The sequence below is a fragment of the Bacillus sp. 007/AIA-02/001 genome, assembly GCF_004634455.1.
Lineage (GTDB): Bacteria > Bacillota > Bacilli > Bacillales > Bacillaceae_G > Bacillus_A > Bacillus_A cereus.
In genome coordinates this window covers 292,929-311,394 of sequence record NZ_SEIY01000003.1, presented here as the reverse complement: position 1 = coordinate 311,394, position 18,466 = coordinate 292,929, and the positions used below count along the sequence as shown (strand labels likewise).

The following is an 18,466-nucleotide window of genomic DNA, read 5'->3' as shown; positions in this document are numbered from 1 at the left end:
ATGAAAAGAAATCGAATAGAATACATTAGAAGCTAATCAGATAAACTGAAGGCGCACAATGTTCACATTTGTGAATATATTGTGTGCCTTTTTCTATTGTATAAACTAAGGGGGCTTAACGATGAAAAAGTGGGGTAAGACAGCGTTTATGAAAAGTACAGGTGTTTTATTATCAGCAGTTGTACTTTTATCAGGGTGTGGTTCGGCAACATCCACTAGTAATTCTGAAGGAAGTGGAGATAAAAAAACAGTTGAGCTTTTAAATGTTTCTTATGATCCAACGAGGGAGTTATATCAAGATTTCAATAAAGATTTTGCGAAGTATTGGAAAGAGAAGCACGGGCAAACAGTAAATGTAAAACAATCACACGGGGGATCTGGAAGTCAAGCGCGCTCTGTTATTGATGGCTTAGAAGCAGACGTTGTTACACTAGCACTTGCTTATGATATTGATGCGATTAGTAAGAAAAAACAATTAGCAGAAGATTGGCAGAAGCGACTTGCGAATAATTCCACTCCATACACGTCAACAATTGTATTTCTTGTTCGAAAAGGAAACCCGAAAGGTATTAAAGACTGGGATGATTTAACGAAAAAAGGTGTGTCTGTCATTACACCAAACCCAAAAACATCAGGCGGGGCACGTTGGAACTATTTAGCGGCGTGGGGATACGCACTGAAAAAATATAATAATAGTGAAGATAAGGCGAAAGAGTTTGTTAGCCAAATTTATAAAAACGTAGAAGTATTAGATTCAGGAGCGCGCGGAGCAACGACAACATTTGTTGAAAAAGGAATTGGTGACGTATTAATCGCATGGGAAAATGAAGCGTTATTATCCCAAAAAGAGCTTGGAAAAGATAAATTTGAAATTGTAACCCCTTCTATTAGTGTACTTGCAGAACCACCAGTAGCGGTTGTAGATAAAGTCGTTGATAAAAAAGGAACGAAAAAAGTAGCAGAAGGGTATCTTGAATATTTGTACTCAGAAAAAGGACAGGAAATTGCGGCAAAAAACTTTTATCGTCCACGTAATGAAAAAGTAGCAGAAAAATATGCATCTCAATTTCCGAAAGTTCAATTATTTACAGTAGATGAACTATTTGGTGGCTGGAAAAAAGCACAAGAAAAACACTTTAATGACGGCGGCGTATTCGATAAAATTTATCAAAAATAATGCGTACTGCTAAAGGGGGATGAGGTGAAAGAGGATGAGGAAGAAACGTGTTTTACCAGGGTTTGGATTATCGCTTGGATTTACAATGTTGTACATGAGCTTATTCGTACTTATACCACTTTCTATCGTATTTATTCAAACTTCACAGTTAGGTTGGAAGAAGTTCGCTGGGGTTATAACGAACGAGCGTGTGTTGCATTCCTATCAAGTTAGTTTTACAACTTCATTTGCAGCTGCTATTGTAAATGCCATTTTCGGTTTATTAATAGCATGGGTGCTCGTACGCTACAAATTTCCAGGAAAAAGACTATTAGATGGACTCATTGATTTACCGTTTGCACTTCCGACAGCTGTAGCTGGTATTACACTTACAACGCTTTATGCGGAAAATGGATGGATTGGGAAAATATTTAGTCTGTTTCATATAAAAGTAGCTTTTACACCACTCGGAATTATCGTTGCGCTTACTTTTATCGGTTTACCATTTGTCGTTCGAATGGTGCAACCAGTGCTGCAAAATATTGATAAAGAAGTAGAAGAGGCAGCTTCGAGTTTAGGTGCATCCCGCTTACAAATATTTGTGAAAATCATTTTACCAGAAATCTTTCCCGCTCTTCTTGCCGGTTTTTCACTCGCATTTGCAAGAGCATTAGGAGAATACGGATCTGTCGTTTTCATCGCAGGTAATATGCCGATGAAAACAGAAATTGCACCACTGATGATTATGACGAAACTAGAACAATATGATTACGCGGGGGCAACAGCTGTAGCGACCGTGATGCTTATTATTTCCCTCCTTTTCCTTCTTCTTATTAATATGATTCAAAGCTGGAGTAGAAGGCATGAACTAAAAAGTGAATAGGAGGAGAGAAAATGGAACCAACATTATTAGAAAAGAAAATAGTAAAAAGCGTATCAGCTAAAAAAGAATCTAAGCTTGTACCAGGCATATTAATTACGATTACAGTTTTATTTTTATCTCTCTTTCTATTACTGCCACTCATAACTATTTTTCTAAAAGCCTTTGAAAGAGGGATGGATGTATACATTGCTGCTATTACAGATCAAGAAGCATTTTCAGCAATTAGGTTAACGCTTCTCGTTACGTTAATCGTTGTACCGCTGAATACGGTATTCGGAATCGCAGCGGCATGGCTTATTACAAAGTTTCAGTTTAAAGGAAAACAAGTATTACTCTCTCTTATTGAACTGCCGTTTGCTGTGTCACCAGTTATCGCAGGATTAGTATTCGTTTTACTTTTCACACCGAGGGGTGCTCTTGGCGAATGGTTACTTGAACATGGAGTGAAAATCATTTTCTCTGTACCAGGTATTATTATCGCAACAATCTTTGTAACCTTCCCGTTCGTTGCACGTGAATTAATTCCCATTATGCAGGCGCAAGGGAAAAGTGAAGAAGAGGCAGCTTTATCACTTGGCGCAAGTGGCTGGAAAATGTTTTGGCGCGTTACGCTTCCAAATATAAAATGGGGTCTTTTATACGGCATGATTCTATGTAATGCCCGTGCTATCGGTGAGTTTGGAGCCGTTTCTGTCGTATCAGGTCACGTGCGTGGCATTACGAACACGATGCCGCTCCATATTGAAATTTTGTACAATGAATATCAATTTTCAGCAGCATTTGCAGTAGCGACGTTAATGTCATTAATTGCAGTGTTTACACTCGTTATAAAAAACTGGATTGAATGGCGAATGGAAAAACGACAATAAGGGGGATTACGGTGAGTATTCAAATTCAAGGTGTATCAAAGCAATATGGTACATTTCAAGCACTAACAGACATTCATTTGGATATTCCAAAAGGTGAACTTGTTGCCTTATTAGGCCCGTCAGGTTCTGGGAAAACGACGTTATTACGCATTATTGCAGGATTAGAAGAAGCGGATGGAGGCTCTGTTTCATTTGATGGAGAAGATTTAACAGACATTCACGTGAAAAACAGGCAAGTCGGTTTCGTCTTTCAGCACTATGCGCTCTTTAAACATATGAATGTATTTGAGAATGTCGCTTTCGGTTTAAAAGTAAGAAAGAAAAGCTTAAGACCGTCAGCAGAAGCGATAGAAGAAAAGGTAACAGAATTATTAAAGCTCGTAAAAATGGATGACTTTGCTAAACGTTATCCAGCGCAATTATCTGGTGGACAACGTCAACGTATTGCACTAGCCCGGGCACTTGCAGTCGAACCGAAAATTTTATTACTTGATGAACCGTTCGGTGCACTCGATGCAAAGGTGAGAAAAGAATTACGAAGATGGCTCCGAAAATTACATGACGAATTTCAAATTACGAGCGTATTCGTAACGCATGACCAAGAAGAAGCGTTAGACGTTGCAGACCGTATCGTTGTAATGAATGAAGGTCGCATTGAACAAATGGGAACACCGGAAGAAGTATATGAAAACCCAGCAAGCCCGTTCGTTTACGATTTTTTAGGAAATGTAAATTTATTTCACGGCCGCGTTCATAAAGGAAAGCTAAATGTAGGATCGGTCGAACTAGAAGCACCAGAGCATAAGCACGTTTCCAACGTAGACGGAATAGCCTACGTAAGGCCGCATGACTTATCAATCTCTCGTACGAAACAAAGCATAGATGCAATCCCGGCAAAAGTATCTTATTCTCACGCAGTCGGACCTGTCGTATATGTAGAATTAAAACGAGACGGAACAGATGAATATTTAGAAGCAGAAATTACGAAAGAACAGTTCAAGCAGCTGAACATTCAAGCGGGTGATTTCGTATACGTACAGCCGAAAGAAGTGAAAGTGTTTATTCCGGAGGATTTTGTAATTTAAATAAAAACCGAACCACCATCTAAATGGAGGTTCGGTTTTCTTTATTTTTTCTCTACTAATTTCTTATTCTTCCAATCTAGTGTGAACAATTTATTAAATGTTTTTTGATCAACGTCTTTTACGTTGTTTCCAACCCAGTTTGCAGTTCCGAATGTGTAGCCTGGACGAAGTTGGTAATCGTCGGCGTGTTTTGTATAAGCGACTTGTAAGTTAGATTGATCTGTATTTTTTTCAGAGATAACAACAGCGATCATACCAGGAGAGAAACCGCTATTTGTTAGCGCTGGAAGTTGATCCATCGGTATTAAATTACCTTTTGCATCAGATTCATATAGGTATGTGCGAGAGTACATGAAAAGTTGGTTTCCATATAAAGAATGATAGGAGTCACGTGTATAAATACCCCAGTTTTGATTGTTATATCCGTTAAAGAATACGTTCCATTTTACGTTTTTGTTTGTTTGGTCAATTAAATTTGTTTTATAACTAGTTTGTTTATAGCTTACAGAGTCCGACCAAGTTACTTGACCAGTTGCACCAGCTTCACCGCTAGGGCCATTAGGCGTTACAGAAGCTTTAACAGAGCCACCAAGTTGATAAGATACGCTAGATGTTACAGTCGTTTCTTCTACAGCATTTGTAGGCGCTACGTTAAAGAAACGAGCGCTGTTATCTTGAAGGTTAAATGCAACATCATATTGTGAAGGATAACGTAATGTTGCACTAGCGCCAGGGATTGGGTAGTTATCAATAGGTGCATCACTTATAGTAGGATTTGCTTTTAGAAAACTACCAGTTGTATTAATAACGGCAATCTGTTTATCAGCGCTAGGGTCATCGATAAAAGTTACCTTTAAAGACATTGTCATATTATCAGCTTGATCATTATTAAATGTATTATAGCTCGTATGTGTTTTTGCATTTTGCCCGATATCTGTTACAACTTGTGATGTTGTTTGAGCGTAAGCAGCAGGTGTTGAAAGAGTTATAGCACTACTAGCAAAAACAGCGGATAATGCTAAATATTTTAAGTATGTTTTAGAACGTTTCATACAATCACTTCCTTTTATCTTTGTCGATATATGTCGTATTACATTTATATCGTAACATGAAAATAAAACGGAATGGATGGTTATGCATAATTGCATAGATGAGTTTTGAAGGATAACGATAATAGCATTTTATCAATCCTTATTAAGGAAATTGATGCGGTTTTATTTTATCCCGCTATTTGCTGGGCAGTAAGACCCCTACCTCAAAATGCAGCGAAAGCAAAGAAGTTAGGTGGGGGATGAATAAATCCCCACTGATTAAAGTTTCATTTTATATATTCCTCCTAATCAATTCTCCAACTTGCGTCGCAACAAACACAACATCACTATCAATTTCATCCAACACGTAAGACTCTAAAATGCCCATTACAGCTGTTCCTAAAAATTTTAAGACGATATGTTTATCGATGTTTTTATTTACTGATGTGTCTGTATTTAATTTTTTCTCTATTTCACCCATGATGAAAGTTAGTAATTTTTTTTGAAATGATAAGGTGCTGTTACTTCTAAATAGTGCCGCAAAAAATGGTTTGTGTTCTTTGAAGTATTCAAACCATATGATTGTTCCTTCTATAAATTCTTTGTTTTGCTTCTCGTAGCATATTTCTTTTAATTGGTCTAAATGATCGTCCACAATTTTATCTAATAAATTGTACTTATCTAGATAGTGTAAGTAAAACGTTTTTCTTCCGATGTTTGCTTTTTCGGTAATGTTTTTAACTGTAATTTCATCAAATCCATCTGTAATTAACATTTCTATAAATGCCGATTGAATGGCGTTTTGTGATTTTATAATTCTTCTATCGATTTTCTCCATATCGTGTTCCTCCGTTGTTGATACACATATTTCTTTATGTGTGTATTATCACCCAAATGCGTAAATGTGGTCATTGAAACAAGGTTCTACTCATTTTATTATAAATATACACGTGAGTAATAACTCTCACAAGTGTAAAATTAATAATAAGATAAGGGTGGTTTTATATATGGCAGTTACGAAGGAAAATATAAGATTTTATGCAAGAGGTTTACAAGTTGCAGGTGTTTTGAACATTCCTGAAGGTGCTGAGGAAAAGAAACAAAATCCAGCGATTGTTTGTGTGCATCCAGGTAGTAGCTGTAAAGATCAAACAGCAGGATTGTATGCCGAGAAGTTAGCGGAACAAGGATATGTCACGCTTGCGTTTGATGCGTCATATCAAGGTGAAAGTGAAGGTACACCGAGATATATTGAAGAGCCAGCTGCGCGAGTTGAGGATATTCGCTCAGCAGTAGATTATTTAACTACTCTTCCTTATATAGATGAAGAACGTATCGGTGTGTTAGGTGTTTGTGCAGGCGGTGGTTATGCGGTAAATGCTGCGATGACAGAGCGCCGCATTAAAGCGGTTGGTACAGTTGTTGGTGCAAATATCGGTCGTTTAAATCGTGAGTCTAACCCGATTGGTGTGTTAGAGGCAATTGGTAAACAACGTACTGCTGAAGCACGCGGAGCAGAGGAAATGATTACAAATTGGATTCCTAAAAATCAGGAAGAGTTAGTAGCAGCGGGTATGACCGATATAGATATTGTAGAAGCAGTTGAGTATTACACAACGCCGCGAGGTCAAAGTGTGAACTCTCCAAATAAGCTAAACTTTACGAGCATGGGATCGGTAATTGGTTTTGATGCGTTCCATTTAGCAGCTACGTTATTAACGCAGCCGCTGCAAATTATTGTCGGTAGCAAGCAAGGCGCATTCGGTTCTTATAAAGATGGTCATGAGCTGTATGAGAAAGCAGCTTCAGAGAAAAAAGATTTACTTGTTGTGGAAGGTGCGAGTCATTACGATTTATACGACCAACCAGAACCAGTAAAAATTGCAGTAGAAAAATTAACAAGTTTTTATAAAGAGCATTTGTAAAAACAATGTTGATATAAATGGTGCCTATAGTTGTTAGATACAAGTCTAACAACTATAGGTTTTTACTATGATGAGCGAAGTGCTTAATATTTACGTTATAAGTGCATAACAAGTTATAATAGAAGAAATCAATAAGGAGGCTGGCTGTGAAGAATCTTCGTTATCTCAATATATTTACCATGTTAATTATATACACACTACTTATGTTTTACATTGGCTGGAACGGATGGGTTTGGCTTCATGCGGTATTTGGCTGGGAATCTTGGGGATATTATGCTTTCGTAGTTGCATTTATTTCATATGCGTACATTCTCGTGCAAGTGTTTAAGTTTTTGCCATTTCTGCGAACGATAGGTTCGATTTGGTTTGCAGTTATACAATATGCGCTTATGTTGTTGCCATTAGCTAATATTATGGTCTTTCTTTTACAGTTTTCAGTAGAGAAAGAAGCGGCAATTATTTGGACAGGGGCGGCTGTGATAGCTGCATTTATCTTTATCTTTGCGTATGGAGTATTTAATGCGTATAGCCCGGTAGTAAGAAAGTACGAGGTGCACATACCGAAAAAGGTAGAGGGGCGTAAAAGTTTACGCATTGCGATGGCTTCTGATATGCATTTCGGTAAACTGTCTGGCGTTTCGCATTTAAAAAGGCTTGTTCGTCATGTAAATGAGATGGAACCTGATATTATTTTACTGCCAGGTGATATTATCGATGATCATCCAGGTGTGTTCATTCAAAAGAATATGGGACCAATCATGAAACAAATGAAAGCACCATTAGGCGTATATGGTGTTTTAGGGAACCATGAATACTATGGTAGAGCGGTTCCAGAGTTTTTACAAGAGATGGATAAGATTGATATTCGTATTCTTTTAGATGAAGTAATTACAATTGAAGATGACTTTTATCTCGTTGGAAGAAGAGATAAAACAGAGCGAGATCGTCAAAGCTTTGAACAATTAATGAGTACGGTAGATAAATCGATGCCTGTTATCGCAATGGATCACCAGCCATTTGAGTTGAAACAAGCAGCAGCGGCAGGTGTAGATTTATTATTATCCGGTCATACGCACCGCGGACAAATGGCGCCCAATCATATTGTAACGAGAAGAATGTACGAGCTAGACTGGGGATACGCACAAAAAGGCGCGTTCCACGCAATTGTTTCTTCTGGATTTGGGTTTTGGGGACCACCGCTTAGACTTGGTAGTAGGTCGGAGATTGTGCAGGTAGAAGTTACATTTGAATAGGGGTTATGAAATAGAGAGCTGATGGCTCTCTATTTTTTTTAATAAAAACAAATAACAATAAATATTTATGTTGGTGCTAATTTCATAAAAGAGATAAGATTATAAGACTCGATTAAAATAAAGGGGGATTGTAAGTGATCATATCAGATGTACTATACGGAGAATTTGAAGTGGATCAAGTAGTAGAAGAATTAATTTCAAGTAAGTCTATGCAAAGGCTAAAAGGTATTCATCAAAATGGCGCAAGTTACTTAATGAACGAGAAATGGAATGTAACGCGCTTTGATCATTCAGTTGGTGTTATGTTATTAGTTAAAAAATTAGGTGGTTCAGTAAAAGAACAGATTGCTAGTTTACTGCATGACGTATCGCATACTGCTTTTTCCCATGTGATTGATTACGTTTTTGATAATGAAGATGAAAGTTATCATGAAGAGATATTTAGTTCTGTTGTGAAAAACTCAGAAATTCCAGCGATTCTTGCGAAGTATGGTTATAACTATGAAGATATTTTGTTAGATGATTCGAAATGGACGTTACTCGAAAGGTCAGCACCAGAATTATGCGCAGACAGAGTGGATTATACATTACGAGATATGTATACATATGGGTATGTTTCTTTAGAAGAAGTTCACAGTTTTTTAGAAGATGTCATCGCTGTAGATGGGAAAATGGTTGTTCAAAGTGTCGAAATGGCAGAATGGTTTACAGAAACGTATTACAAGGAAGTAATCGATTTCTTTATGGAACCAATGAATATTTACGGAAATGATATGTTAGCGAAAACGTTAAAGGTAGCTCTTCATAAAAGGATTATTCATGCAGATGATTTTCTTCTTGAAGATGAGGAGCTTATTTCGAAATTGCAACAATGTAATGACCCCGAAGTAGAAGCTTTATTAAGCAAAGTTCATCGAAATGTAAAAGTAAAAGAAGATAGAAACGATTATGATTTACATCAGAAAAATAAAGTGCGTCTTATTGATCCGCCGTTACTTCGTGAAGATGAAGTTATTCCAGCATCTGTTGTGTCAGAAAACATAAGACAGATGAGTGATATTGCTTATGAAAAAGCGGTGAGAGGGATGTATGTGAAAGTGATTTCGGAATAAAAAAGAAGTAGCGCATCTTTTTTAGAGCGCTACTTCTTTTTTATTAATTATCAAACCAATTCCAAATCTCAATATCTCCAAGAATCGCATAACGTACGTGCGGGGAGTTTTGTAATTTTAATAACTCTTTCGATGGGCCAGTAATAACAATTCCGTATACTTTTACACCGTTATCCTTTACATATTGATAACGTTTATCTAAGTTTAGTTCTTTCTCAGAAAGCGCTGCTATTTTGCTTACCGTTTTTTTATGGATAGAAAGAACGCGCATCATTTCGGTTACTTTGTCTTCTTGCGTTTTCTGCCCGTCAGTTTCATTATCGAGGAATCTTACATGTTCTGGAAACCCTATAGCTTCTCCGCCATGTAGGATATAGTCATCTACATTTTTTCTTTCTTGTCCTGTATCTAAAGCGTACCATACAGGAGTTGGAGGGAGTTCTTGTGCCTCGAATATGCTATATAAAAGCGGTTCTAATTCTTTTAAAGTGTAAGCTTTATCAAAAGAAATTGCTACTTCTGCAACGGTTCCATCATGTACTTTTGCAAGTGTATCCCATACTTTTTTTGATGAATCCTTTAAATAATCACCCTGCTCTGTTTTGGGATGAACAAAGAAGAGTTTTGGTTGATAGAACGGATTCATCCAAGTTTGCTTCGTGATATCTACAGATGATAAGAAGCTTTTTGTTTCTATTGTACCAAGTGGCATTTCTTTTTTACCGACGGTTCTTACTAAATCAAATTGGCTATTTGTACGGAAAAAAGCTTCTACACTTGTTCCGCCTCCCATAACGCGGCTATTTGGGATAGTTGCTTCAAGTGCCAGCGAAGGAACCTCTCTAATTTCTTTTAGCCTTTTATCATTATTAGCTTGAAAATAAAAGGCTGATAATACCCCGCCGATTATATAGATAACGATGCAAATTGATAATATAAAACCAAACGTTTGTAAACGATGTTTCCACTTAATTCTCCAAAAAGGAATTTTAAGATCTTTTGGAGGTAACTTTTTCTTAATTGGTTCTGTTTTTGTTAACAGCTCATCTAAGTAAGCTTCACACTCTTCACATGACTCAATATGACTTTCTAACAGTTCTTGTTCATCATGCGTGAGCGTTCCATTTTCATACTTCTTCCATAGTTTTTTAAATTCTGCACAGCCCATCTGTATCACTCCTTTATGCTTTTTATTTCTTTTCGTCCCCTGTGTAATTCAATTTTCACTTTCGCTAATGAGAGACCAGTCATTTCTGCTATTTCCTTATAGGAGAATCCATAGTAATCTCGTAGTAGCAGGGCATTTCGTCGTTCGAGCGGAAGAGAAGATAAACTGTCTAACCAACTAGCAATCTCATGTTTTACGAAATATTCATGTTCTGTACTTGGCACGTTTGGTAAATGGAATTCTTCCACTGTAGTTGTGTTATACTTTTTTTCTTTTCGATACCAATCGATAAAGGCATTGTAGGCAATTGTAAATAACCACGGCCTAATTTCTTCTCCTTTATAATAGTCAATATGGACGAGCATTCGGTAAAAGGTTTCTTGCATGAGATCTTCCGCATAGTGGGAATCTCCGGTTAGGGAGAGAAGATAGCGAAATAAATCTTGCATATGCTCGGAGTAAATGTCTTCTAATGATTGTTTGCGTTTCACTACATTTCCCTCCCTTCATACATAACAACGAAATACATATAAAAAAGTTACAATTTTTTATGGAATTATAGTAAAAAACGTCAAGAATTGGATAGGATTCTCTTTTATCATAATACATATAAGGCGGGTGAACAGAGATGGAAAGCTATGAAACACAAATTCAAAGGTCAATTGATTATATTGAGGAAGATGTAATGGAAAAACAGACGCTGCGTAATTTAGCACGTATTGCAGGTTTTTCTGAGTCGCATTTTCATCGTGTATTTCAGGCATTAGTAGGTGATACAGTAATGGAGTATGTTCGAAAGCGGAGGTTAGCCCGGGCAGCTTATCAACTTTCTCATACGGATGAAAAAGTTATTGATATCGCATTTGAGCATGGCTTTCAATCTCACGAAACGTTCACGAGAGCCTTTAAGAAATTATTTCAAATGACACCGAGTGAATATCGAAAACAAGAAATTGAAACACCGATGTATTACAGCGTGAATGTAAAGCAAAGAAAATTAAATCCGTATTTAAGAGGCATACAAATGGAATATCGTATTGTAAATAAACCAGAATTTTTAATGGCAGGTTATGAACTGAAGACGACAAGTAAAGAGGGGAAGAACCATCAAGACATCCCAGCATTTTGGCAAGAATATTTACAAAAAGATCTTGGAACAACGATTCCGAATCGTAAAGATACGAGCCAATGGGTAGAGCTTGGATTATGTACTGATTTTAATTTAGAAACAGGGGACTTCACTTATATTATTGGAATGGAAGTTACAGACTTTGAAAATGTACCAAATGAAATTGCAAAGCGTACTTTCCCTGCAGCGACATATGCTGTATTTACAACGCCGAAAGTTCCTCATGAAGAAATGGTATCGTCTATTCACCAAACGTGGAATGCAGTATTCTCAGAATGGTTCCCGCATTCAGGGTATGAACATTGCGGAGTTACAGAGTTTGAACTGTACGATGAGCGTTGCCACGAAGATAAGAGTGAGTTTGCACAAGTAGAGCTTTGGATACCGGTGAAGAAAAAATAATAGGGTAAGAGCGAATCATTGGGAGATGGTTCGCTTTTTCATAAAAGGAGAAATGGGAAAATGTTCAAAAAACTAGAATGTGTATCTATACATACGAAAGATATAGAAAGATCAGTTTCTTTCTATAAAGAAATGGGAATGAAGCAAAACTGGATGATAGAAAGAGAACTAGAAGAAGGAGCTATTTGGACGTTAATAGGATTGAAATTTCCAGATGAGAAAAGTTCGGAGTTAGTAATAAGCAATCATCCGGATATTAATTTTACGGAAGTCGAAGTATTAGTAGAAGATGTACAACAAACGTATGAGAGTTTAAAAGATAATAAAGATGTAAAGTGGATTCGCGAACCATTTCCAACAGAATCAGGACATGTTGCAGTAATGGAAGCACCTGATGAGAATGTGTTTGTGTTAGTAGGGAAATAGCTGAAATATGGAGTGACCTTTCATAGTGAGTTATGAAGGGTTATTTTTACTTTGTATAGTAGTAGAGGAAGTAGGTTAGTATTGTCGATTTTTGTCGGTAAGTCGATATATCTAGAAAATCGCTGATATATTTTGAATTGCGCCGATATATTTCGGAAATCGCTGATATAATTCGAGTTGCGCTGATATATTCAAAAAATCGCTGATATAATTTCATATACCGCTAAAACACCCCAAAAAAACGATCTGCATAATTTCAATTACCGCAAAACTCTCCCAGAAAAGAAAAAAAGACGCCACATAGCGTCTTTCCTACGAACGAAACGGAAACACAAGAATAATCGTCGTTCCTTTTCCGAGTGCACTATCAACGGAAATTGTCCCGTTATGAGCATGAACGAGCTGTTTTGTAATGGCTAGGCCAAGTCCAGTTCCGATGTTGCTTTCTTCTGTGTTTGTTCCGCGGTAATATCGTTCAAATAGAAGTTCTTTCGTTTTTTCATCCATTCCTTTTCCGTCATCTGAAATGGAGAGTGTAAAGGAATTAGCGTTTTGTGATAATTTTACGATGACAGTAGTTGTTTCGTTATTATGTTTTACAGCATTTACTAGTAAGTTTTCGATAATACGCTGGAACCATTTTTCTTCAATGAAATATTGAATTTTATTTGAGCTCGGTACGAATTCAATATTTTGATTTTGAAGTGTTGGATTGTTAATAAATTGCAATAATACTTTTTGGACGAACTGATTGATTTCAACGTTTACGTGTTGGGCAGGAAGGCTGTTATTTTTTAATTGATACGTTAAGCTTAAATCATCAATTAATGTCGTCATATATTGAGATTTCTCTTTCATAACACTACCAAATTGCTGAATATCACGATCAGTCCAGTTATATTGATTCGATTCGAGTAATAATGCGTAGCCATATATAGAGCTAAGTGGTGTTTTTAAGTCGTGTGTTAGACCGGTAATCCATTCTTCTCGTGTTTGCTGGAGGACTTGCCTCATCGCATCATTTTTTTTGAGTGTAATAGAAAGGTGTTCTAGTGAACTTGTTACATCTCTAAACAAACGGAATGACCATTTTTCTTTACCAGATCGCCGGAACCTGACGGGTTTTCCTTTTTTACTAATAGGTTCTTCATACTTTCCACCAGCGATATTTTTAAGCCAGCGCATCGCATGTAATAACGGTTTCCCGAATTTATTACCGTACCAAATAGAAAGAATGACTAAATAAACAAATACGATAAGAAGGATTAATCCGCATCCGATGAGAAACTTCTTAGTAAATACATCTTCAATTTCGTCATCTGGATAGTAGTGCTCATTTTTTGCAGTTACAACGAGAAGGTTGCCACTATTTGCATCGTAAAAGCTAGACGTGTTTTCTTTATGATTCCACGGTTCTTTTTCATTAAGGGCAATTTGTATTGCTGAAAATGTTTTTTTCTTTCCAGTTGGATAGGAAAAAACCTCTTCGCCATTTTGATTAAATATTTGAAGTGTTGCTTTTTCTTTAGACAGTAACTGTTTTTCTTGATCTGTTAATGCGAACGAGTCCATCGTTAAAGAGGAATGCTCCTTTTGAATTGCTGTCAGTAACGCATTGCTTTTTAACATACCACCATAAATAACAAGAGCTTTCTTTTCTTCTAATTCAATTTCCCAATATGTAAATTTATAATTGCTTTCGATATGATGTTGTATATATGCGACTAAAGATGTCTTCGTATAAGCATCCGGAACATCATTTGGTGTATTAAAGTGGTAGAGGATCTTTCCGTTTTCATCTACAACTTGGAGCCAATCATTTTTCTCCTTTATTAAATCTTGCACTTCAGATTGTAACGAAATATGCCCATCCTCTGAAGAGATGTATCTTGAAATTGTAAAACTATCAGAATCCGGAATGTTAGGTTCGTATAAAGTACTAGTAAGAAGAAAAATTAAATAAGTAAAAGCAGCAACTACAGCGATAAGTAATGTAACTAAAACAAAAACGTGTTGCATGATAAATTGAATAATAAGTCGTTTATTAAAATTCATATCGTCACCCTACTTTGTAACGAACTTATAACCAAGCCCGCGAACGGTTTTTATATATTCTGGTTTACTTGGATCATGTTCAATTTTTTCACGTAGTTTTCGAATATGGACCATAACAGTGTTGTCATCGCCATTATAGGCAGGTGCTCCCCAAACTTTTTCGTATATTTCCTCTTTCGAAAATACGTAGTTCGGATTCTCGCAAAAGAAGAGTAGTAGTTGAAAGAGTTGAGCGGAGCATTCGACAATGTGCCCATCTACTGTTAGTTCTGCAGAGTGCTGATCAATTTCAAATCTTCCAAATGAAATCGAGTGTGATTTTTGTTCGTGTGGTACGGTTTGTTTCATATGTCTCCGAAGCTGTGCTTTCATACGTGCTACTACTTCTAATGGATTAAATGGTTTCGTAATATAATCATCTGCACCGTATGAAAATCCGGATATTTTATCTAAATCAGATGCTTTTGCTGATAGGAAGAAAATTGGACAATCTGTTTGTTGGCGAATGATTGGACAAATATCAAAACCAGATTGTCCAGGAAGCATTACATCTAAAATAATTAAATCGTAATTGTTTTGCTTAGTTAGAGATAAAGCCATTTCAGCTGATGTTGCAGTTGTAATATGAGAAAAGCCTTCTTTTTCAAGAATGGTAGTTAGTAATTGTAAAATTGCTGTTTCATCATCAACGAGTAAAATATTTGCTTGGTACATAAATATCCCTCCTAATTTTCTCGAATATCATATCATCATTTTGTAACTTATGGAATTTTTAAGGAAATTTTAAGGTTTTCTTTCGCAAAAAATTAAGAATCAAATGATATGATAAAAGTAACATAGGGGAGGAGATGAGTGTGAACCCGTTTCAAGTGATGCGAGCTAGATATTTTTTAATTGTATTTGCACTATTAATTTTAATAGCGAGAAGTAGTGGCGATTTGCTAACAAGTATATTTCATATACAAAATTCTTCTTTTATAAATATCCTTATATTCTATATCCTTCCGATGGTATGGATTTCTTATGAGTATAGAAAGCACCACATTTCATTTTCATTATTTGTTAATAAAAATGAAACATTTAACTTGGTACAAGTTTTATACATTACGGTTATGTTATGCATGTTTAGTTACGGGTATCTTATTTTGTATATGTATAGTTTTGCATGGATTACACCGGACTTTATTATGAACGCCCTGCATGAACCAATTGTAGATAGTACTGGGGGATATGTATCTCAAGTCATTAGGGTCGTATTCATCGCACCAATTATCGGGGAATTTGTTTTTCGCGGATTTTTACTTCAACGTTTTGCAACAAAATGGGGAACGAGCATAGCGACCATCGTTGTAGCAATATTGTTTGCGTTGTTACATGTTGATTTCCTCGGTGCAGCCATATTCAGCATCGTATTGTCAATCGTATATATTCGTACGAAAAGTTTACTCATGCCAATTGCAATACATATGTTAAACAATGCATTTGTAATAGGTGCGTCTTTTCTAATAAGTAGAGAAAAAATTATTAGTTTTGCCGATTTCTCAAATTATACGACATTCTTTCCTGGACTTATTATTTTTATAACAGGATTAAACTTAGTACTTATCTTTTTATTTGTTAATCGCAAATATTGGAGTAAAGAAGTGCCGGTTATATATGCAGAGCAGGAAAAGAGCTTTTCAGATGTAGTCGGGAGTAAATAAGATGAAGAAGACGGTTGAAAAAATATTAAAAGACATTATAGATTCTACGTCTATTACAGATATGTGTGATAAAAGCGTTTGGCATTGGCTTCAACCTGTAGTAGATACGATTGTGTTTCCAGAGTATTACTTATTTTCTAGTACTCATTTAAAAGAAAATATTATTTCTCTTCTTATTGTGTTCGGGGTTTTACTAATATTTGGTCTAATTGTAGAAGAAATGATGAAGCGCATCTTCAAAAAGAATGAAGAGAAGTAAATGTGGATTCATAAAGTATTCGAGAAAGTAATGGTGGCTTTCCTTTTGTTTTATGGTATAAAAACAATCATTTACTTTATAGCTTTGAAACATCATTAATTCGAAATTTGAAAGGGATGTATAAAATTATATGAATGAAACGATATCATCAAATAAGTTTTTTTATTTGATTTTACTTAGTCTAGTGTTAATAACGACAGTGAATGTTATTTTACGATGGGAGGAAGCTTATTTTTTCATGTATTTAGCGCTCCATTTGCTAGGGATTTTATGTATAAGTGGTGGAGTCGTTACTGAAAAAAAGAATGAAGAAAGCGTTAACTATATGTGTGTGATCGGTCTTGTTTTACTTTTAGCCGTACAGGGTATTATGAAATATAGTTCTTTCTCTTTACAAGATTTTAGTTTATTAATAGATGTACTTCCTTAAAGGGGCTTTTTATTTTATCTAAAAAGGAAGTAGGGTACGTGTTGGTTTGTAAGTGTACGGATTGTGAACCGAAGAAAGTGTGTAAAGATAGGTAAAACTCTTCTTATGTAGAAGAGTTTTTTTATGTAAATAAAAAGATCCAGAGCAATTCACATAATAAGCTTGTTCTAATTTAGCGTGTACGAACTTACAATAATAATAGACAGGCAGCATAGAGGAGGGAATAGCGTGAAGAAGGTTATCGGTTGGTCGCTTTTTTTGTACGTTGGATTTGCGTTACTTATATATTGGTATTTATTTGGATGGAATCATGAACTTATTCCGGACATGTATAAGGGAACGAGTGCAGATCCAGAAACGTTTATGAGTACGAGAGAGCTTACGCTAAGCCAAGATTATTCGCGCGTGAAAAATTTACTATACTTTTTAGCGACGCCTCTTGAATGGATTATTTTATTATTTGTACTTGTGCTAGGTATTTCAAGAAAGTTTGAGAAATGGTCGAAGGAAACGACTAAAATAAGTGTTTTGCAAGTTGCGATTTATTTCTTTTATTTATCATTACTGACAACAGTGCTTGCCTTACCGATGCAATGGATTGGCCGGAAAGTGTCCGTTGATTACGGCATTTCAACACAAAGTACACAAAGCTGGATAAAAGATCATGTTATCGGTTTTTGGGAAAGTTATGCGACTATGTTAATCGTAGTTACCGTTCTATTATGGCTTATCCGTAAATTTCCGAAGAGATGGTGGCTCGCAGGATGGGCGCTCTCTGTTCCATTTACAATCTTTTTAACATTCATACAGCCTGTCGTTATTGATCCACTGTATAACGACTTCTCGACGCTGAAAAATAAAGAATTAGAAACGAAAATTTTAGCGATAGCAGACAAAGCGGACATTCCTGCTAAACACGTATATGAAGTAAATATGTCAGAAAAAACGAATGCATTAAATGCTTACGTAACAGGAATTGGCCCTAACGCCCGTATTGTAATGTGGGATACAACACTTAAGCAGTTAAAAGATAAAGAGATTTTATTTATAATGGCCCATGAAATGGGGCATTATGTTATGAAACATATATATTTTGGCGTTGCAAGTTATGTATTGCTATCGTTTATAGGTATGTTTTTAATTAGTCGTATTATAAATATGTGTATTCGCAAATGGGGAGATACATTGCAAATTTCAAAAGTGGCATGTTTCTCCATTTTACCTTTATTTTTCTTAATTTCTTCTGTCCTCTCTTTTGCAGCACAACCAGCAACAAACTACGTTTCACGTATAGAAGAAAGAGCGGCAGATCAATATGCTTTAAATATGACGAAGGATGGGAAATCTGGTGTGAAAACTTTTCAATATTTATCAAAAACAAGTTTAAGCCAAGTAAATCCGCCTGCGTTAGTAAAATTTTTCTTATACACGCACCCACCAATTTTTGAAAGAATTCATACGTTTGAACAATATGAGAAACAAAGCAAAAAGGAGTAGCATGATAGCTACTTCTTTTTTTATAGAGATATAAGTTTCATATTGGGAATATTTATCATTGCTTTTTATTACGATTTTGTAAA

General features: G+C 36.0%; 18 protein-coding genes and 1 pseudogene. 13 read left to right on the top strand and 6 right to left on the bottom strand.

The window, feature by feature from the left end:
• The first annotated feature begins 121 nt into the window (after nucleotides 1-121).
• Genes ES895_RS10845 through ES895_RS10830 form a run of 4 tightly spaced genes read left to right on the top strand, consistent with a single transcriptional unit; the run spans nucleotide 122 to nucleotide 3,993 of the window.
• Complete coding sequence (locus ES895_RS10845) at nucleotides 122-1,177, top strand: sulfate ABC transporter substrate-binding protein (protein WP_000758702.1); 1,056 nt, start codon at nucleotides 122-124, stop codon at nucleotides 1,175-1,177.
• Between the two features lie 34 nt (nucleotides 1,178-1,211).
• A complete protein-coding gene (gene cysT, locus ES895_RS10840; RefSeq protein ID WP_001227879.1) occupies nucleotides 1,212-2,039 on the top strand; it encodes a sulfate ABC transporter permease subunit CysT in 828 nt (275 codons plus the stop codon).
• An 11-nt stretch (nucleotides 2,040-2,050) separates the two neighbouring features.
• Nucleotides 2,051-2,908 (top strand): sulfate ABC transporter permease subunit CysW, encoded by an 858-nt coding sequence (gene cysW, locus ES895_RS10835; RefSeq protein ID WP_135238337.1) that lies wholly within the window; start codon nucleotides 2,051-2,053, stop codon nucleotides 2,906-2,908.
• 11 nt (nucleotides 2,909-2,919) lie between these two features.
• Nucleotides 2,920-3,993, top strand: coding sequence for a sulfate/molybdate ABC transporter ATP-binding protein (locus ES895_RS10830; RefSeq protein WP_000027100.1), 1,074 nt, complete (start codon nucleotides 2,920-2,922; stop codon nucleotides 3,991-3,993).
• A 41-nt stretch (nucleotides 3,994-4,034) separates the two neighbouring features.
• On the opposite strand, the gene cytK2 is transcribed toward ES895_RS10830, so the two are convergent.
• Nucleotides 4,035-5,045 (bottom strand): beta-channel forming cytolysin CytK2, encoded by a 1,011-nt coding sequence (gene cytK2, locus ES895_RS10825; protein ID WP_000830636.1) that lies wholly within the window; start codon nucleotides 5,043-5,045, stop codon nucleotides 4,035-4,037.
• Between the two features lie 271 nt (nucleotides 5,046-5,316).
• Entirely contained in the window at nucleotides 5,317-5,862 is a 546-nt protein-coding gene (locus ES895_RS10820; RefSeq protein WP_097994890.1) for a TetR/AcrR family transcriptional regulator, read from the bottom strand.
• Between the two features lie 169 nt (nucleotides 5,863-6,031).
• Between ES895_RS10820 and ES895_RS10815 the strand changes: the two genes are divergently transcribed.
• From ES895_RS10815 to ES895_RS10805, 3 genes are all read left to right on the top strand, one after another.
• On the top strand, nucleotides 6,032-6,949 hold the full coding sequence (locus ES895_RS10815) for an alpha/beta hydrolase (protein WP_000301539.1): 918 nt from the start codon (nucleotides 6,032-6,034) through the stop codon (nucleotides 6,947-6,949).
• Between the two features lie 146 nt (nucleotides 6,950-7,095).
• On the top strand, nucleotides 7,096-8,202 hold the full coding sequence (locus ES895_RS10810; protein WP_000793768.1) for a metallophosphoesterase: 1,107 nt from the start codon (nucleotides 7,096-7,098) through the stop codon (nucleotides 8,200-8,202).
• A gap of 134 nt (nucleotides 8,203-8,336) precedes the next feature.
• Nucleotides 8,337-9,314 carry an HD domain-containing protein gene (locus ES895_RS10805; RefSeq protein ID WP_097862874.1) on the top strand — a complete coding sequence of 326 codons (978 nt, stop codon included), beginning with the start codon at nucleotides 8,337-8,339 and terminating at the stop codon, nucleotides 9,312-9,314.
• Nucleotides 9,315-9,357: 43 nt separating this feature from the next.
• Here ES895_RS10805 and ES895_RS10800 read toward each other — a convergent pair whose 3' ends face one another.
• Nucleotides 9,358-10,482: an anti-sigma factor gene (locus ES895_RS10800; RefSeq protein ID WP_097862875.1), complete on the bottom strand. Its 1,125-nt coding sequence runs from the start codon at nucleotides 10,480-10,482 to the stop codon at nucleotides 9,358-9,360.
• A gap of 5 nt (nucleotides 10,483-10,487) precedes the next feature.
• Nucleotides 10,488-10,973, bottom strand: coding sequence for an RNA polymerase sigma factor (locus ES895_RS10795; RefSeq protein WP_061113667.1), 486 nt, complete (start codon nucleotides 10,971-10,973; stop codon nucleotides 10,488-10,490).
• A gap of 137 nt (nucleotides 10,974-11,110) precedes the next feature.
• On the opposite strand from ES895_RS10795, the gene ES895_RS10785 reads away from it, so the two are divergent.
• Both ES895_RS10785 and ES895_RS10780 read left to right on the top strand, forming a co-directional pair.
• Complete coding sequence (locus ES895_RS10785; RefSeq protein ID WP_135238336.1) at nucleotides 11,111-12,013, top strand: AraC family transcriptional regulator; 903 nt, start codon at nucleotides 11,111-11,113, stop codon at nucleotides 12,011-12,013.
• A gap of 60 nt (nucleotides 12,014-12,073) precedes the next feature.
• Complete coding sequence (locus ES895_RS10780) at nucleotides 12,074-12,439, top strand: VOC family protein (RefSeq protein ID WP_000473643.1); 366 nt, start codon at nucleotides 12,074-12,076, stop codon at nucleotides 12,437-12,439.
• Nucleotides 12,440-12,751: 312 nt separating this feature from the next.
• On the opposite strand, the gene ES895_RS10775 is transcribed toward ES895_RS10780, so the two are convergent.
• Together ES895_RS10775 and ES895_RS10770 are read right to left on the bottom strand one after the other, a co-directional pair.
• Entirely contained in the window at nucleotides 12,752-14,494 is a 1,743-nt protein-coding gene (locus tag ES895_RS10775) for a sensor histidine kinase (protein ID WP_001010440.1), read from the bottom strand.
• Nucleotides 14,495-14,503: 9 nt separating this feature from the next.
• Nucleotides 14,504-15,208 carry a response regulator transcription factor gene (locus ES895_RS10770; protein WP_000283871.1) on the bottom strand — a complete coding sequence of 235 codons (705 nt, stop codon included), beginning with the start codon at nucleotides 15,206-15,208 and terminating at the stop codon, nucleotides 14,504-14,506.
• A 140-nt stretch (nucleotides 15,209-15,348) separates the two neighbouring features.
• Between ES895_RS10770 and ES895_RS10765 the strand changes: the two genes are divergently transcribed.
• The 4 genes and pseudogenes from ES895_RS10765 (at nucleotide 15,349) to ES895_RS10750 (ending at nucleotide 18,383) form a co-directional block, all read left to right on the top strand.
• Entirely contained in the window at nucleotides 15,349-16,197 is an 849-nt protein-coding gene (locus ES895_RS10765; protein WP_001067984.1) for a CPBP family intramembrane glutamic endopeptidase, read from the top strand.
• A 1-nt stretch (nucleotide 16,198) separates the two neighbouring features.
• Nucleotides 16,199-16,555 (top strand): annotated as a pseudogene (locus ES895_RS10760) (hypothetical protein).
• 31 nt (nucleotides 16,556-16,586) lie between these two features.
• Nucleotides 16,587-16,886, top strand: coding sequence for a DUF2101 family protein (locus ES895_RS10755; protein ID WP_001006050.1), 300 nt, complete (start codon nucleotides 16,587-16,589; stop codon nucleotides 16,884-16,886).
• A 228-nt stretch (nucleotides 16,887-17,114) separates the two neighbouring features.
• On the top strand, nucleotides 17,115-18,383 hold the full coding sequence (locus tag ES895_RS10750) for a M48 family metallopeptidase (protein WP_000755729.1): 1,269 nt from the start codon (nucleotides 17,115-17,117) through the stop codon (nucleotides 18,381-18,383).
• The last annotated feature ends 83 nt before the right edge of the window (nucleotides 18,384-18,466 follow it).

Coding starts and splice junctions, on each gene's coding strand:
- ES895_RS10785 (WP_135238336.1), top strand. CDS start 11,111: ATGGAAAGCTATGAAACACAAATTCAAAGGTCAATTGATTATATTGAG.
- ES895_RS10770 (WP_000283871.1), bottom strand. CDS start 15,208: ATGTACCAAGCAAATATTTTACTCGTTGATGATGAAACAGCAATTTTA.
- ES895_RS10820 (WP_097994890.1), bottom strand. CDS start 5,862: ATGGAGAAAATCGATAGAAGAATTATAAAATCACAAAACGCCATTCAA.
- ES895_RS10800 (WP_097862875.1), bottom strand. CDS start 10,482: ATGGGCTGTGCAGAATTTAAAAAACTATGGAAGAAGTATGAAAATGGA.
- cysT (WP_001227879.1), top strand. CDS start 1,212: ATGAGGAAGAAACGTGTTTTACCAGGGTTTGGATTATCGCTTGGATTT.
- cysW (WP_135238337.1), top strand. CDS start 2,051: ATGGAACCAACATTATTAGAAAAGAAAATAGTAAAAAGCGTATCAGCT.
- cytK2 (WP_000830636.1), bottom strand. CDS start 5,045: ATGAAACGTTCTAAAACATACTTAAAATATTTAGCATTATCCGCTGTT.
- ES895_RS10845 (WP_000758702.1), top strand. CDS start 122: ATGAAAAAGTGGGGTAAGACAGCGTTTATGAAAAGTACAGGTGTTTTA.
- ES895_RS10815 (WP_000301539.1), top strand. CDS start 6,032: ATGGCAGTTACGAAGGAAAATATAAGATTTTATGCAAGAGGTTTACAA.
- ES895_RS10755 (WP_001006050.1), top strand. CDS start 16,587: ATGAATGAAACGATATCATCAAATAAGTTTTTTTATTTGATTTTACTT.
- ES895_RS10775 (WP_001010440.1), bottom strand. CDS start 14,494: ATGAATTTTAATAAACGACTTATTATTCAATTTATCATGCAACACGTT.
- ES895_RS10780 (WP_000473643.1), top strand. CDS start 12,074: ATGTTCAAAAAACTAGAATGTGTATCTATACATACGAAAGATATAGAA.